This window comes from Thermoanaerobacter kivui, from assembly GCF_000763575.1.
GTDB classification, from domain to species: domain Bacteria; phylum Bacillota; class Thermoanaerobacteria; order Thermoanaerobacterales; family Thermoanaerobacteraceae; genus Thermoanaerobacter; species Thermoanaerobacter kivui.
The window spans coordinates 1,163,966-1,180,996 of the sequence record NZ_CP009170.1 but is presented as its reverse complement, the minus strand read 5'-3'; the positions used below and the strand labels follow the sequence as shown (position 1 = coordinate 1,180,996).

Sequence of the window (17,031 nt, the reverse complement as noted above, 5' to 3'; positions counted from 1 at the left end):
TTTGTCACAGAGGGTGAATATTATTCTTTTTTACGCTCTTGGATGAAATTTATTATATACTTCTTTTATTTTTGACTTAGACATCAAAGAAATTAAATTTGCATTGAAATCTGTTTGATATCCTAACATTTCTTGAACAGCACGCACATCTGCACCGTTTTCTAACATATGCTGTGCAAAAGATTGGCGCAAAGTATTAGGAGTAACAGGAAAACCAGGATTTATTTTGTCGGTATATTCTCTTATTATTTTCCAACAACCTTGTCTTGTAAGTTTTTTACCTCTTAAATTCAAAAAAAGCGTTTTTTCTTCAGGATTTCCTTTGCGTCCTTTTTCAATATAATCTTTCAAAGCAGCAATAGCATGAGACCCTATAGGAATTACTCTTTCTTTACCTGAACGAGTCACTATGTAACCATAAGAAAGATTTACATCCTCCAACTTAAGAGAGATCACTTCTGAAACTTTAAGTCCGGTCGCATAAAGTAATTCAATTAAAGCCTTATCTCTAAGTCCCTTTTCATCATTGCCAAAATCTAAAGATAACAACATATCTACTTGTTCTACTGTCAATGTGGCAGGGACTCTTTTTTCTACTTTTGGAGTATCTATCATATACGTCGGGTCTTCTTCTATCAGTTTCTTCATAAACAGATAATGATAAAAAGCCTTAAGCGAAGAAAGACTTCTGGAGATAGTTGCTTGAGATTTCCCATTTTTCTTTAAATAATACAGATAATTTAATATTATTGACTTTTTTACATGAAGGTAATTAATATGAGAATTATTTAGATATTTGAAAAATTGGTTTATGTCCCTGCTATAAGATTCAAGGGTATTCTTGGACAATCTTTTTTGTTTTTTTAAAAAATCTAAAAACTCCCCAACGATATCATTTAACATATTCTTTACCCTACAATCCCACAATTTTTATAATTTAATTTGTTAATTATAAATATTCAACATAAAATGTCATTTTCCTTCTTTTTTTACTGTGAAAAAGGCGGTAAAAGTAATATATATGGCGAAATATAAGACTCTATTAAGCTTCCTACCAAAATCACTATAAATCCCGCGTATACCATAAAAGTGTAGGATATAAATTGTGAAAACAATTCTTCAATGCTGAATTTGCGATTTTTTAAAAGGTAAATAGAAAAATTAATACAGGTTACAGATATAAACAATAAACCCAACAATATAAAAACATTTTGAGGTACAATACCCACTAAAACAAGTAATATCCCTTTCAACTTGAATTCCCCGATTAAAATTCCTATAGAAAATCCCAACATAAATCCTCTTATACCTATTACTAAAAATATAAATGGAATACCTATAATAGTTGCTCCCAAAATCCAAAGCACAAAAACCGTCACAAAATTGTTTAACAGAGACTGCTTGAAGATTTGCACAGAACTTAAATTTGTGGCTTTTGCCACTTGATAAAACTTAGAGATGTAATTTATTATTTGCTCTTTTTGCACCTCAGTTATGTTGTTTACAGTAAAAGAACCTGCTGCTATCCCTATCATTAACGAGATTATCACAAGTACATATAGAAGAGAATTATGCCTAATATGCAAATAAAATTTTCCTTTTAAAAATTTCAAGACTATTGCCCCCTACCAATTTCGTTTTAACAGCTATTCTAAATTTATGATATAATAGGGGACAATATTCATTTATCTATAGTCACTTTGCCGTATATTCCTCCCCCTCCGGAAGAAATTTCAATCTCACCATTCCTCGCTTTTAAGATATTTGATGCATTCAAAGGTCCTATTACTTTTTCCAGCTCTTCATAAGATGCATAATGAAGCGCATATAATTCATTGCCGAAATGATTCAGCAACTTTTCAATTGTTTTCTTCCCAATGTTCGGAACAAATTCCAAAGGTATTTGATACACGTAATCTGGCCTAAAATGAGGGTGTCTTGTCTCATAATCTCTAATTTCCATAATCCTATCCTTTACTCCCAAAACTACATTATTGCTACCACACCTTAAACACTTTTTTATAGGTGGATCTTCAGTAGCAATATAACCACAATCTAAACAGAAAGTCCTGTGATATTTGCCTAATTTGGGATTTAATCCGTAATTTTTTGCGATCTTTCTTCCACCTTGTCTTTTTAATGCTAATAAAATCTCTTCAAAATTAGCTTCCTCAATATCAAAAACATTAAATTCTCTACCTATTTTTTCTAATGAATGCGCATCCGAGTTGCTCAAAAAAGTCTTATCAGCTAATTCCTCAATTTGATCTGCCATATCGGAATCTGCACTAAGACCTAATTCTAGCGCATGAATATATTGATAATAATCTTTAAAAACATAACTCAATCTATCTGTGGTACTTCCATAATAACTCTTAAAAGGAGTAAAAACGTGAGCAGGTATTACAATTCCTTCAAATCTATTGGCGATTTCAAAAACTTCAGCACTTTTAAGACTGCATCTTTGAGAACTCAAATTTATGTTTTTTACATATTTAGAGATTTCATGAGAAAACTTAGAAATCTTTTCTAAATTTTTGAAATAGCATATCAAATGGGGAGAACCTCTTCCTTCTTTCGCTATTTCTATTTCGCTGCCCAAAATCAAAGTGACTTTATCTTTATACCTCAATCCTCCCCCATCAATCAAAGACAATATTCCTTCTTCAACGTATTTTTTCAATTCTTCTAAGATTGGGGGAGAAGCCCCATCTACAATGCCCACTACATCTATCCCTTTTATCATACACCTTTCGAGAATATTTAAAACAGTTAAATTTTTTGAAGCAGCTATTTTTATAGGAACACCTGTTGCACTTCTTCCTAGGTGGACGTGTAAATCTACATGACATTTCATAAGCTATTCCTCATTTTAAGATAGTAAAGAATTCCAATTATTGTTTTAGAATCTTTTATTTGGTTTTGCAAAATCATCTCCAACAAATTCTCAGGTGTATATTCATATACTTCTAAAAATTCATCCTCATCTGGGTGAGCAGTATGTTTTACAAGATTTTTAGCAAAATACAAATACATCTTTTCGTTTGAAAAACCTGGCGTGGTAAAAAAAGTCATCAAATGCTTTATATAACCTGCTTCATATCCTGTCTCTTCCAACAACTCTCTCTTAGCACAAACCTCCGGGTCTTCCCCATACTCTAATTTCCCTGCAGGTATCTCTAACAAAGCCTCTTCTGCTGGCTTTCTATATTGTTTTACCAGCAGAATATTTCCATTGTCCTTTACTGCAACAATAGACACACCCCCAGGATGTTCCACTATTTCTCTAGTAGCTGTCCTTCCATCTGGCAGTTTTACCTCCTCTACTCTCAAGTTTATTATCTTTCCTTCAAAAATTCTGCGGGTACTTAAAGTTTCTTCTTTTTGTTCCAAAGAACATCTTCCTTTCTATGTATATTTTTATTTGCCCATACATACTATAAATATGAGGTGGTAAAAATGATTATAATTGGAAATACTGTTTATTATAGTGGTAAATTTTCGACTTTGTTGCTTTTATTAAACGAACTCAGTAGAAAATATAAAACTTTGGAAAATCTAATTAAATTAAATTAATTTATTACAAGTATAGAGAGCAGCTGCTCCACAAGCGTTAAAAAAGTCTGGTTCACTATTGTAATTTCTTCCCATTGTAGTAATATTTACTCCCAATTCCTTTATACACTCTTTTGTAATAGAAGCATCAATAAATTCTATGTTAAAGTTTGAAAAAATCACATTTGATGCAATTTGATTTTTTATTATATCGGTTTTTTCCTTATCCATTAAAGGAAATGTCAAAATACAAGAAGTATTGCACAATTCCAAAACTGTTATTGTGTGATGACTAATTCCGCGGTGCCTTTCTCTTTTGTCGTTGAAACCTAGCCTTGGAATTAATACAGGGATACCTTTTAGTTTGTTTACAGCGTCTATGATATGGGCTTGTTCTACTCCTGAAAATCCATATTTTGTCCCTGTACCAACTATCCCTGGTCCCATCGCCACTATCACTACATCACTTTTTATGACTTCTTTTGCCCCTATCAAGGCTGTATATATGTTGACAGCCTCAAAATCGCCGCCAAAAGCATGTCCAATAGTTATTGTAGCATCAATGATATTTTTTCGCTTAAGTTCGTTAACGGTATTGCTAAACTTAATAGGCAAGCATCCAGAGTCTGTCATTACATATGTTACCTTTAAATTCGGTTTTATTTTTTTTAGCACCAAAGAAACCGGAGCCACCATGCTGTGAAGCTCCCCTATTATTACAGGTAATCCATCTAAACTTTTAAACCCATTAAAAAGAGAGTGGTAAGGACTTGATTGCTCCTCCATAACCAAAACATTTATCTGAAAAGGGGTATATCTCAATTTCATTATATGACCATCACCAATTGCATCTAATTTCGTATATTTTGTGTTTGCAATTACAAAATCATATCCTCCTGTACCTAAATTAAGGAAGCGAGCAGTGCGGTTTAGGTAAACCGTATCTCCAACATCTATTTTTCCAGTTATATCATCATAATTTAATGCTAAAGCTTTTTCTTCTCCTGTAGTAACTTCTACAACAGTTATTCCTTTTCTTTGTGAAATAATCTCAGTAACAGAACCTAAATAAATACTAATCATTTATTTTTCTCCTTTTCTTCCTAACATATCAATGTAATTTAGAAGCCTATTCTTTTCTATTAAGGCAGTCAAAGAATACTTTTCTGTCAAAAGATGTATCAAAATTAACAAAATAAGAGTTATGACTTTTCCATAAAACCCGAAAATTACTACACTTGCTATCCCTAAAGACATTCCCAAAACGTTTGAACCTGTATCTCCCATCATAACTTTTGCCTGTAAATCATCAGGGAAATACGCAATCAAAATAATAAGTAACATAACTAAAAAAGCGAGTTTTCCTTTTGCTATCCCTAAAAAAAATAATGAAATAGCGATAAAAGCCTTACAACACCTTCCAGGCCTCAAGTCCATAAGATTTAAAAAATTTGTAAATAAAGCTATTATCAATGTATCGAATGCTAATTCCATTATATTATTTCTTGCAAGATTAAAACTTATAAAAAAAGCTATCAAAAACCCTGATAAGGCTTTTAAACTTCCTGTCGTAGGTTTACTTCGAAAAAGCATAGTTATATGCCCTTTTAGTCCTCTGACATTTCTATCTCCCAATACATCATCAATAAACCCAACAAAAGAAATCATTGTTAAAGCTGGTAAAATTATTGATTGGTACCTTATGTTATAACCTAAAATATTAAAAATTATAACTGAAACAAATAAAGCAGGTGCAAATATGATACCGCCACAAACAGGTATCATATTCTTTTTATAATTTTCTTTCAGACATACCGGTTTATCAATGATTTTCATCAGAAAGTTTTTAGTCAAAATGCTAACTAACAAAGGAATGATAAAGAGTAAGAACCAAAACACCATCTCACCTGCTATTCTTTATTAATTTATACAACAATACTTTTAATATGTCCCAAAACTGTTTTCCCCTGTGAATAAAACCTTTTAAGTCTCTTCCAGTAACAGAATGGGTCATTTCTACTTCTATCTCTTTTATCCTGTATCCCTTTTTCAATATGTCAATCGTCATTCCTACTTCTATTCCATATCCTTTGTAAAAAGTTTTTAAATCATCCAAAACTTTTTTTTTAAAAGCTCTTTGACCAGAAAGTGAAGACTCAATTTCATATCCTGTAAAATATTTTACTCCTTTTTTAGCTAAAGTTCTTACAAATCCAAAACCTGTTTTTACATTTGTCTTGGGAAATTTGGCGATTGTAACATCTGCCTCATCTTGTATTACAGGAAGTATCAATTTCTTTACTTCCCGGGAGGAAAGGCCCACATCTGCATCTAAAAAGACGACAATATCGTTTTTTACATACTTTAATCCTTCTTTTAATGCTGTCCCTTTTCCTACATTTCTCTTCATGTTGACTATCTTTGCACCTGCTTTTTTAGCTTTTTCTACAGTATTATCCGTTGAACCGTCGTTTACCACAATAATTTCATCGATCTCTTCTATGCCTTCTAAACCCTTAATAGTATCTAATATTCTCTTTTCTTCATTATATGCAGGTATTAAAATACTAACTTTTTTAGTCATTTATCTAACCTCACTTTTTAGTCATAGAATTTGTATGACTAACAAAAGAATCTGGCATTAAATTTATTGCACTTTGTTTAATTCCGTAATTGCCTTCCTTCCCTTCCATCACCATTATAAGAGAAGTTTGCCCTATTATATTATCTACATTGTCTATTGTAGATATATGTTGTTTTTTATAAGCATCGATATATGAGTATTTGGCATCAGTCTGCTCTACTCCTATAATAGGCACATTAAGCACCTTAACCTGTTTTATAATTGGTATATCAATAGAACTCACATTATTGTCTTTATTGTTACTGCCTCCTGCTATAATTACAAAATCTGTATTTCCTGCAATTCCTGTAAAATCTATATACCCATTTTCTTTGAGATAATTTATTAAGTCGGTATCTTGCCCTGTTACAATTGCATGAGCTAATTTAGCTGCTACAAATTCATTTAAATGTTTTGCATCCACTGTAACACCGTATTTTGAAGAAAGAAAATTGACTAAATTTTGAGTTTCTAACTCATTTACCTTGTCAAACCCTTCTTTTATGACAGTAATAGACTCAATTGTAACGCCTGCTTTCAAAAGCGCATTTCTCATCCCTGAATATATGAATTCGTTTGTGGTTTCAATGATTGAAACTTTAACGCCGTTTAACTTATTAGCTACCAATTCAGGAAAAATAATTTGATGATATTGATTATAATATCCTATTTGTTGATTCAATTCTTGCACAGTATTTTTCAAATTAGCATTTTCTGCTTGCAAATCTTTAAACTTTTGCTCCAATTCGTTTATAATAGCTGTTTGCTGTTCAGAAAAAATTTTCTGCCCATCTAACATGAAGCCAATAAATATTCCAATTCCTAAAGCAATAAAAATAGAAGCTATTGTCAAAACGTAGTATTTAATATTTATATTCATAAAAAATCCTGGTTACCCAAACTGTGCAAAACTGTGCAGTTTGGGCAGCTGGGGTATTTGTAGTCCGCCCTTCAGGCTTTCCCAGCCCCAGCAGGCGGTATTTGGGAAAGCCATAGCCCCTGCCCCAAGAAGCAGGAACTCGCGCCTTTATGGGTCTCCCCACTTGCCCTGAATTAACAGCTTTTTTAGGGCAGAGAAGTCTCTTGGCACCTTCTCAGGGGAGAGTGGAGTTACCACCGCTGCCTTGAGAACTTGCCAGAAATCATGGGCACTAAAACTTGTTCCATCCAGAAGTTTTAGCACCTTTCCTGGCTCACTCTCAAGGCTTTGTAAAATTTCTATTGCTTTATTTATCTCTTTTAAGTGTTTTTTCTTCAACTGCTTGTTCCTGACTGTTTTCTTTACATGCTTTTTTAATTCTTCTAATTCATCTATAGTTAGTGCGTTAAGAAACTTTATATAATTGTCTGGTATCTTTTCTTCTCTGCCTAATCCTCTTCTTGCTATTACGTAAGCTGCTGCTATGTCTTTTGTTATCATGTACTGCGGCGCATATTTTAACATGCCTATTATTGAGGTGTAAGAAGGATTGACTTCTATTACTTCTATCCCTTCCTTTTTTGCTAAAATTTTTATCTTTTTTAAAAGGGATTTGTAGCTAAAGTTATGTCTTATTCTCCTTGACTTTTTGCCTGAAAAGTCTCCTTTTTCTCCTTTGTTTTTTATGTCTAATTTTTCAATTACTATTGCTTTTCTTTTTTCTTTTGCTATCTTTACTATCTCATGAACATACTGCCATCTGAAATACTCTCTTTTATCTGAATTGCCGCTTGCAAGTTCCGGCATCGGTATACTGCTATAGCTTATTAGATTTCCTTTTTCATCTACCTCTGCCCATGATATGTTGTCCGGATATGCGTTCACATCTATTCCTATGATTCCTTTTTCTTTTGTTATTTTTATTTCTGGATATTGTTCTTCAATGGCAAAATAGGCGCATATGCTGCCATTTTTGAGTTTTAGTTCTACAGAGTATGGTATGTTTGATTGGCAATTTCCTGCAGGAGTTCTTTTCTTTTTTTATTCTTTTTGTAGCCTGCTTCTATTTTGGCGTATACATATTTTCTTTCCCCTACATTTATCCTTAAGAAAGTGCCGTTTTTTCTTACTTCTATTCTTGTGTTGAGATTTCCTTTTTTGCTTTTATCCCCTCTTGAATAGAGATTTCCTTTTCTTTTCTCCTGCCACCTAATTTTTAATTTTTTATATGCTTTACCATTTAAATGATGTTTTTGAAGTTTTCTAAACAGTTTTTTCCCGCCAAAAATGACTTTTCTTGGACTTTTACCTAGTTCTTTCGCAGATTCCAGTGTACTCCTTGCTTTCATTATTGCATCATCTACATATCTTGAGTTTAAATTGAATACCTGGGGTAACTTTCTTTTTAAATCTGCTCTTTTTTCTCCTTCTAAAAGTCTGTTATATGCAAATCTCATGCAGGATGACCATCTTCTCATTAAGTCTAATACTATTTGTTTGGCTTGTTGATTTAGAAAAATAAGTTTAGCCTGTATCACTATCATGTTTTTTGCCCCTTTGCCCGTAAATTCTTGCTGCGAAAGATGTTACTATTGCTATTAAGTCTTCTGCTAGCTCTTTATTTCATTTACCCCACTTGCTATCTCATGTATGACTTCATACTGCCATCCTTTGGAATTAGCGTATTCTTCAAGCCTTCTAATTTGATTCTTAAGATATTCTTCTTGTTTCTTTGTGGACACTCACTTTAGGTTTTGGTTTTTCTTCCAGCATGCCTAATAACTTCTCTATATCTTCTTTTTTATACCTTCTAATGCCTTTTGGAGTTCTCACAGGTGTTATTAATCCTTCCTTTTCCCAGTTTATAAGTGTTCTTCGACTAATTGAGTACATTTCCTTTACTTTTTGCATGCTTAGTAACATTTGTTATCACCCAATTAAAATTATACCACTTTGCATGACTATCTTCAACTGTTACCTACCTCCTTAAAAGCCTATTAAAAGACGAATCCTCAGTTGCAATAACTTAAGAAGCTGCTGCATAGGAGGAGAAAAATAAGCTATCACTCCCAGAGGTATTAGAGCAGCTAATATAATGCTAAATATATATGATATCTTAAAGGTCTCTCTATACAGCTTGTTTACTCCTTTGGCATCGATTAATTTTTCTCCCACTTTTAAGCGCACTAAAAAAGTGCTGGACATACCTTTGCGCCCTTTTTCCAGAAAGTCAATCATGCTGGAATGAGTTCCAACGGCAACAATGAGGTCAGCACCTTTTTCAAAAGCTAAAAGCATAGCTATGTCTTCACTGGTACCAGGAGCTTTAAAAATTGAAGCTTTAAGTCCTAAAGTTTTTATTCTCTCTAAACCCGGTGCTCTTCCATCAGGGTATGCATGAACAACAATCTCCTTTGTCTTTTTTAAAGCCTCATCACTGACACTGTCCATATCTCCAATAACTATGTCAGGAATAAGTCCAAACTCTAAAAGAGCATCTGCTCCACCATCTACACCTATTAAAACTGGCTTTACATCGTCTATATACTGTTTTATTGTAAATAAATCTTCTTTGTAGTCTTTCCCTCTCACTACTACAAGAGCATGTCTATTTTTAAATGGCGTTTTGACATTTGGCAACTCTACGTTCCCTAAAATAAAATATTTTTCTTTTTTAGCATATTCTAATGTGTTCTCTATGAATTTATCTAATTCTATGCTTATATTTTCACGACTTTCTTTTAACTTGTAGTTTATTACATCTCTAGTGAGAAGTTTGCCTTTCTTTATAAATACCCCATCTTTGTATATTTCGTTGTCTATTATGGTTATTTTGTCGTTTTCTTTGAGCAACTCAAAAATATCTTCTCCTACATCATCGATAATTGGGATTCCTGCATCACACAAAATAGAAGGTCCCGTGTTGGGATATCTGCCACTTATGGATTTATCAGCATTTATGACAGCTAAAACCTTTTTTTCAACCAAAGATTCAGCAGCTACTTCATCTATATCTCTGTGATGTATCACAGCTATTTCTCCAGGGTTTATTCGTTTTACTAAGTTTTTTGTTCTCTTATCAATTTTTATTATTCCTGTTATTTGCATAATATTTGCCCCCACAAACTATCATTCCATTGTTTATTATTATAGCACAAAAATTTTTTGTATAAAATAAAAAAAAACACTGATAGTGTCAAGATACTGTAGAATAATTTTTAGAAACAACCCCTGAAATATCTTAACTTAAGGTTTTCACCGTGTACTTGTTTCTATTAGTTTTTTATATCATATTTTCATATTTTATTGCCTTCAAAATTCTATACATTGGTGTTACTTTACCTATGTTCAAGACCGTGATGTTATTTATTTTTTCATTTGTAGACGATTTATTTTATTTCCTTCTTGGTTAATTTATAACCTTTGTTGTTGTTATTGTTTTTATACCACTTTATTTCCCTTAATTTGCCTCCATTTTTGCTAAACACCCTTAATTTTGCCATTAGCTTTAATCCTTTTCTACTCCACCCTAATGGATTTCTGCTTAATCTGTCTGAAAATATATGACTTATATAAGATGTTAAAATAAAAGAGACACCCCTTTCTGTGATATCTTGTTTCCAAATTCTATTTTATTACAGGGGTTGTCTCTTGTTTTTTATTTTCTAAAAATCCTACGATAATTTTACACTATGAAACGGCGTGGTTTCCACCTCGTTTACCCGGCTTTCATTCCCAACCTCAATTTATCGGCAATCAACGCAATGAACTCTGAATTTGTCGGTTTACCTTTTTCATCGTTAATGGTGTATCCAAACAAGTCATTTAAAACCTCTGTCTTTCCTCTACTCCAAGCTACTTCTATCGCATGTCTTATCGCTCTTTCTACTCTACTTGGAGTAGTATTGTATTTCTCGGCAATTTTTGGATACAACATTTTAGTGACAGAGTTTAAATACTCCATATTGCTTATTACAAGAGATATCGCATCTCTTAGATACATATATCCTTTTATGTGAGCAGGAACACCTACATCGTGAATTATTTCTGTTATCATCGCTTCAAGGTCATAGTTCTTCTTTGACTTGATGACTGGTAATACAGTCTTTGAAACGACGTCTAACTCTGGTTCCATCAGTTCTGATATTCTTTTAGAGAGCATTTCTAAATCAAAGGGTTTTAAAATGTAGTAATCTGCTCCTAATGCAATCGCCCTTTGTGTTATTTTTTCCTGTCCTACAGCTGATAAAATCAATATTTTGGGCTTTTTTAGTTGCTCTTCATTTATCTTTTCCAAAACTCCTATACCATCTAAATATGGCATTATAATATCTAAAATCAACAAATCTGGCGAGTGATTTTTAATTAATTCCAAAGCTTGATTGCCATCGCTTGCAGTACCCACCACTTCAATATTCTCCTGAGCGGAAAGGTACTCTGCTAAAATAGTAGTAAATTCTTTGTTATCATCCGCTATTCCTACTTTAATTTTCTTAAACAATTATTTAACCTCCCATTGCTAATATTAGTATATAATATTTATTCTACATAATATTTGAATTTCCTTCTTTTTCCCTAAAAATTTTTTATTTGTTTCTAAAAACCTGCTTGTTGTTTAGTAAATTGTTCATTTCATTAATCATCCACTCTGCATAAACAGCATAACCTTTTGTAGGGTCATTAACAAAAACATGAGTTACTGCACCTACTAATTTACCATCCTGTATAATAGGACTTCCACTCATCCCTTGAATTATTCCACCTGTTTTTTTAAGCAAATCTTTATCCACAATTTTAATTATCATGCTCTTTTGACTTGGAGTCTCTTGATATGCCTTTTTGACAATTTGAACATCAAATTGCTGTATCCCGTTATTGTCAACTGTTGCCAATATTTTTGCTGGTCCTTCCCTTATCTGACTTTGATACGCTATGGGTATTTCATCATATAACTCGTTCTTGTAATCTTTGTACATATTTCCATAAATGCCAAACTCTGTATTTTTTAATATATTTCCAATGGTATCGACTTCCTCTAAAAAAATCCCTTTTAACTCTCCTGGCTTGCTCCTTCTTCCTTGGTCGATCGAAGTGATTCTTGAATTCATAATTTCACCATTTTCTACAGAAAGCACATGACCTGTATCCACATCGGTTATGGCATGACCTAAGGCGCCATACATTTTGCTTCGGGGATAATAAAAAGTCAATGTCCCAATTCCTGCTGTATGGTCTCTAACCCAAAGACCTATTCTGTATTGCTTATCTTCTTTGGATTTAACAGGATGAATTGTTGTGTAAAAAATATTGTTTTTCCTATTTATTTTTAAGTTTAAAGCTTTTCTCTTCTGCTCATTGGCAATTTTTGTTATATCTTCTGCTTGCTTAATTTCTACCCCATTCACTTCTAATATGATGTCCCCAATTTGTATTTTACCTTCTCGATAGGGGTTATAAACTTTTCCGTCCTCCCCAATTATTTCAGAATATCCTACAACTAACGCACCTTTAGTATTTAATTTTACTCCTATGGCTTGACCTCCGGGTATAACTTTTATTGCTGGTACAATGTCAATACTGACATGCTTTATTGGAAATATGCCAAATAATTTAAAATCTACATTAACTGTCCCTGTATTTACAGCTTCAATTGTTATAGGCTCTTTCAAATTTAAAACAGTTTGATCGTCAGTTTCATTAATCTTTAAAATTCCTTTTTTATCAGTATTAAAGCTTACTTTTACTGGTAAGTTAAAATTATAGCTTGCCTTTTCTCCTTCAAAAAATTTAAAATTTGACGGGGTTTGCGATATATTACGTATAGAAGTAAAGTAATTTGCAAATACTAAAAAAAAGCTAAGCAATATAAAAAGTAGTAATTTTAGTTTCTTTTGTACCATTGTCTCACTTCCTTTTTTGCGTCTAAATTTTAATCTAAAATTAAATTAACCTTTTTGAAAGCTTTATATACTGTCAATATATTATCCAACAGTAAAAGGAAGTGAGCTTAAGCTAAAATATTAAATTTTGCTTTTAAATTTATCTGCAATTTCCAATAATTCCTTGGAGTGTTCTATTGTGGTTTGTGTTACATTTGAACCACTCATGATTCTTGATAATTCATTTATTTTTCCTTGATAGTCAAGTTTTTCTATATGTATATAAGTTCTGTTCTTATGGGTTATTTTGGAAATTTTATGATGTGCATCTGCCATAGCCGCAATTTGAGGCAAATGGGTGACACAAATTATTTGGTGTTTTTTAGAAAGATATGCCATCTTTTCTGCCACCAACTGGGCTGTTTTTCCACTTATTCCTGTGTCAACTTCATCAAAAATTAAAGTAGGTATTCCATCCGCATCAGCTAATATGGTCTTTAAAGCTAACATGATTCTCGAAAGTTCTCCACCAGAAGCAATTTTAGATAAAGGCTTTAAAGGTTCTCCTATATTAGTGGAAATTAAAAACTCTACATTGTCAAAACCTGTTTCTGTTGGTTCTTTTGATTTTTGTATTTCAACTTTAAAAAAGGCATTTGGCATATTTAGTTCAGCTAATATGTTGTTTATATTTTTTTCAATGTGTTCTGCTATTTTTCTTCTTTTTAAATGCAATATCCCACTTAAATTTATCATTTCATCCCATAGTTTTTGTTGTTGTAATTTAAGTTTTTGTTGCCTTTCTTCAGAATTCAATATGTCTTCTAATTCTTTTATTTTTCCCTCTTTAAATTCTAAAATGTGCTGTATAGTAGGACCGTATTTTCTTTTGAGAGTATTTATTTGATCCAATCTTCTTTCTACTTCATCTAAACTTTGCTGGCTAAAATCTAGTTCACTTAAGTAATCTCGTACTTGCAAAGCACAATCTTCTAACTCATATGTTATGTTTTCAATTTTTTCTTTTAAGCCTTTTAATTTTTCGTCAATAGAAGCAGCAGTTTCAAGATTTTTTAAAACAACATGCAAATTATCTAAAACAGCAAAACCTCCACTACTCTCATATAAAATCTTGTAACTGGAATTTAAGGAATTAAATAGTTTTTCAAAGTTTATTAATAAATTTCTTCTTTCTAAAAGTTTTTTTTCCTCTTCTACACTTAAATTTCCTTTTTCAATCTCATCAATTTGGTACTTTAAAAGTTCAATAGCAGAAGCTTTTTCTTTTTCATCTGTAAAAAATTTAGTCAGTTCTCTTTGTATTTCTCTGTATTGTTCTAATAGCTCTTTTATTTTTGCCTTTATATTTATAAACTCCTCATCTCCAAAACTGTCTAAAAGAGATAAATGCTTGCTGTTATCCAAAAGGTATTGATGCTCATGCTGACCCAAAATATCCACCAAAAAAGAACCGATTTTCGCTAAAAAAGAAAGAGGCACGATTCTCCCATTTATTCTACAATAGTTCCTTCCGCTGGTGGTTATTTCTCTATTTATAATCAGAGTATCATCCTCTTCTAAACTCAAACCTGCTTCTTCTAAAATTTCTACAATTTTATCTTTGTTGGAATCCACAAAAAATATCCCTTCTACAATAGCCTTTTCTTCGCCAGTTCTTATTATTTCTTTGCTGGCTCTGCTACCTAAAAGCAACATGACAGAATCAATCACAATAGACTTTCCTGCACCTGTTTCTCCTGTTAATACATTGAGCCCTTCTTCAAATTGTATCTCTGCTTTGTCAATAAGTGCGACGTTTTGAATGCTAAGTGCAAGGATCATAGGATAAACCCTCCAAAGTTATTTAATCAATTTCTTAAACTTCTCTACTAATTCCCCAACAGCTTGTTCACTTCGCACTAAAACAAAGATAGTATTATCTCCTGCCAAAGTACCTACAATATCTTTCCAATTTAATGTATCAATCGCCTCTGCTGCTGCGGGAGCTGTGCCTGATAACGTTTTTATAGCTATGATATTTCCAGCATAATCCACGTTTACTATAGATTCTGACAACAAAGTCATAAGCCTGTCAGAGATATGGCTATCTACTTTTCCCATAGGGGCGTACTTGTATCTTTTTCCATCCTCTGTTAAAACTTTAATTAATCGCAATTCTTTTATGTCTCTTGAAACGGTTGCCTGTGTCACATCAATACCCTGTTTTTGAAGTTCTGCAGCTAGTTCTTCCTGCGTTTCGATCTCCTTTTCAGAAATTATTTCGAGAATTTTAGCATGTCTCGCTATTTTCATCATGTATAAATTCACCTCTTCAAAAACTTTTTATCTTTCTGTTAGCTTGTCTCGCAGCAAATCAAAAAAATTAGTATTTTTAACTTTTATAAGGTTAGTGTATTCATTGCTTTTTTTAATATAGATGACATCTCTATAGTTTAGCTTATATCCTTGTTGTCCGTCAGTAGTTATCATCAAGCCTTGATTTTCCTCATCTATTTCCAATTTTACAATATCTTTCGCTGATACAATAATAGACCTCGAATAAAGGGTGTGAGGACAAATAGGTGTTATTATCAAAAGTTCTACTGTAGGGTATACAATAGGCCCTCCTGCGGAAAGAGAATAAGCAGTTGAGCCAGTAGGGCTTGCGACGATCACTCCATCTGACAAATAAGTATCTACATAATTGTCGTTGACATAAGCCTTTAAACGAGCCATTCGCGAAAAAGCTCCCCTGGTCACCACGATGTCGTTTAAGGCCCTAAAATTGATTATTTCCATATCGTTTTTGACAACATTTGCTTCTAACATCATCCTTTTTTCTACAGTATATTCTCCTCTGTATAATTTTTCTAATGAAGGAAAGATATCATTAATATCTACTTCTGTAAGAAACCCGAGATGTCCTAAATTGACAGCAAAAATAGGGGTTCCAAATGGAGCACAAAGCCTTGCTACATTTAAAATAGTGCCATCCCCACCTAAAACGATTATAAAATCGCATTTGCTGTATATGTCTGTAGATATTCTGCCATATTCATTATATCCTATTTTGGAAGCAATAATCTCATTAAGGTATGGTTCGGTATCATGGTCAAGAAGCCATTCCACTACCGATTTTGTTGTCTCTAAATCTTTGTCTTTGTTTATATTTGGGATCACTCCGACTTTTTTCATTATTATATCACCACATTTATGATATTCTACAAAAAAGTAAATTTTCCTGCTAAATATTTTATTTATTCAAACTTTCAAAAGCTTCTTCCACAATTTTTGCAATGTCGATGTCTTTACTGTCATCGACTTCTTTTATTCCAAGAATTAAATACTCTATATTTCCTTCAGCACCTTTAATGGGAGAATAAGTAAGCCCCATTATAGAGTAGGAATGGTTTTTTAGCACAAAAATAATCTTTTCAATTACCTCTTTATGAACGTTTTGGTCTTTTACAACACCTTTTTTGCCAACCTTTTCTCTTCCTGCTTCAAATTGGGGTTTTATAAGAGCTATTAAATCTCCTTTGGGTTTTAAAAACCTATCCGCAGAAGGTATTACCAATTCAAGAGAAATAAAAGAAACATCTATGGTGATTATATCCACCATTTCAGGCAAAGTCTCTAAATACCTTATGTTCGTCTTTTCCATGTTTACAACTCTTGAATCATTTCTAAGTGCCCAGTCCAGCTGTCCATATCCCACATCTACAGCATATACCTTTGAAGCTCCATTTTTTAAAAGGCAATCAGTAAAACCGCCTGTAGAAGCACCAATATCTAAAGCAACTTTTCCTTTTACATCAATCTTAAAAGTTTCTATTGCCTTTTGGAGTTTTAATCCACCTCTACTTACATAAGGTAAAGCTTTCCCTCTTATTTCAATTTGCGAATCTATTTTAACAAATTCTCCGGCTTTTTCAACCCTTTTGCCTTCAACATACACTTCTCCTGCCATAATAGAAGCTTTCGCTTTTTCTCTTGAAGCGAAGAAACCTTTTTGAACAAGCAAAACGTCGAGTCTTTCTTTTTGTGCAGCCATT

Annotated in this window: 15 protein-coding genes and 3 pseudogenes; all 18 read right to left on the bottom strand. The window is 32.6% G+C overall.

What is annotated here, in order from left to right; genetic code table 11:
• Positions 1-30: 30 nt before the first annotated feature.
• The 18 genes and pseudogenes from TKV_RS05960 to TKV_RS05870 all read right to left on the bottom strand — a co-directional run bounded on the left by TKV_RS05960 (position 31) and on the right by TKV_RS05870 (position 17,030).
• Positions 31-903, bottom strand: coding sequence for a site-specific tyrosine recombinase (locus TKV_RS05960; protein WP_049685166.1), 873 nt, complete (start codon positions 901-903; stop codon positions 31-33).
• 86 nt (positions 904-989) lie between these two features.
• Positions 990-1,613 (bottom strand): stage II sporulation protein M, encoded by a 624-nt coding sequence (gene spoIIM, locus TKV_RS05955; RefSeq protein ID WP_049685165.1) that lies wholly within the window; start codon positions 1,611-1,613, stop codon positions 990-992.
• A gap of 68 nt (positions 1,614-1,681) precedes the next feature.
• Positions 1,682-2,857, bottom strand: coding sequence for an endonuclease Q family protein (locus tag TKV_RS05950; RefSeq protein ID WP_049685164.1), 1,176 nt, complete (start codon positions 2,855-2,857; stop codon positions 1,682-1,684).
• The gene (locus TKV_RS05945) at positions 2,854-3,393 is read right to left on the bottom strand and encodes an NUDIX hydrolase (RefSeq protein WP_049685163.1); all 540 of its coding nucleotides are present in this window, start codon (positions 3,391-3,393) and stop codon (positions 2,854-2,856) included. Before TKV_RS05945 ends, TKV_RS05950 begins: the two co-directional genes overlap by 4 nt.
• A 174-nt stretch (positions 3,394-3,567) precedes the next feature.
• Positions 3,568-4,638: a DUF3866 family protein gene (locus TKV_RS05940; RefSeq protein WP_049685162.1), complete on the bottom strand. Its 1,071-nt coding sequence runs from the start codon at positions 4,636-4,638 to the stop codon at positions 3,568-3,570.
• Positions 4,639-5,454: an MraY family glycosyltransferase gene (locus tag TKV_RS05935; protein WP_049686226.1), complete on the bottom strand. Its 816-nt coding sequence runs from the start codon at positions 5,452-5,454 to the stop codon at positions 4,639-4,641.
• A gap of 4 nt (positions 5,455-5,458) precedes the next feature.
• Positions 5,459-6,139 (bottom strand): glycosyltransferase family 2 protein, encoded by a 681-nt coding sequence (locus tag TKV_RS05930; protein ID WP_049685161.1) that lies wholly within the window; start codon positions 6,137-6,139, stop codon positions 5,459-5,461.
• Positions 6,140-6,149: 10 nt separating this feature from the next.
• Positions 6,150-7,058: a copper transporter gene (locus TKV_RS05925; protein ID WP_049685160.1), complete on the bottom strand. Its 909-nt coding sequence runs from the start codon at positions 7,056-7,058 to the stop codon at positions 6,150-6,152.
• A 147-nt stretch (positions 7,059-7,205) separates the two neighbouring features.
• Positions 7,206-8,641 (bottom strand): annotated as a pseudogene (locus tag TKV_RS05915) (IS200/IS605 family accessory protein TnpB-related protein).
• Positions 8,622-9,020 (bottom strand): annotated as a pseudogene (locus TKV_RS12390) (MerR family DNA-binding transcriptional regulator). Before TKV_RS12390 ends, TKV_RS05915 begins: the two co-directional pseudogenes overlap by 20 nt.
• A 63-nt stretch (positions 9,021-9,083) precedes the next feature.
• Positions 9,084-10,205 (bottom strand): putative cytokinetic ring protein SteA, encoded by a 1,122-nt coding sequence (steA, locus tag TKV_RS05905; protein ID WP_049685157.1) that lies wholly within the window; start codon positions 10,203-10,205, stop codon positions 9,084-9,086.
• 175 nt (positions 10,206-10,380) lie between these two features.
• Positions 10,381-10,672 (bottom strand): annotated as a pseudogene (locus tag TKV_RS12825) (UPF0236 family transposase-like protein); the annotation flags it as partial.
• Positions 10,673-10,815: 143 nt separating this feature from the next.
• Positions 10,816-11,598: a sporulation transcription factor Spo0A gene (gene spo0A, locus TKV_RS05895; protein WP_049685156.1), complete on the bottom strand. Its 783-nt coding sequence runs from the start codon at positions 11,596-11,598 to the stop codon at positions 10,816-10,818.
• An 85-nt stretch (positions 11,599-11,683) separates the two neighbouring features.
• Positions 11,684-12,997, bottom strand: coding sequence for a SpoIVB peptidase (gene spoIVB / locus TKV_RS05890; RefSeq protein WP_049685155.1), 1,314 nt, complete (start codon positions 12,995-12,997; stop codon positions 11,684-11,686).
• 120 nt (positions 12,998-13,117) lie between these two features.
• A complete protein-coding gene (gene recN, locus TKV_RS05885; protein WP_049685154.1) occupies positions 13,118-14,818 on the bottom strand; it encodes a DNA repair protein RecN in 1,701 nt (566 codons plus the stop codon).
• An 18-nt stretch (positions 14,819-14,836) separates the two neighbouring features.
• On the bottom strand, positions 14,837-15,292 hold the full coding sequence (locus TKV_RS05880; RefSeq protein WP_049685153.1) for an arginine repressor: 456 nt from the start codon (positions 15,290-15,292) through the stop codon (positions 14,837-14,839).
• Between the two features lie 27 nt (positions 15,293-15,319).
• On the bottom strand, positions 15,320-16,171 hold the full coding sequence (locus tag TKV_RS05875; RefSeq protein WP_049685152.1) for an NAD(+)/NADH kinase: 852 nt from the start codon (positions 16,169-16,171) through the stop codon (positions 15,320-15,322).
• A 58-nt stretch (positions 16,172-16,229) separates the two neighbouring features.
• Positions 16,230-17,030: a TlyA family RNA methyltransferase gene (locus TKV_RS05870; protein WP_049685151.1), complete on the bottom strand. Its 801-nt coding sequence runs from the start codon at positions 17,028-17,030 to the stop codon at positions 16,230-16,232.
• Between the last annotated feature and the right edge of the window lies 1 nt (position 17,031).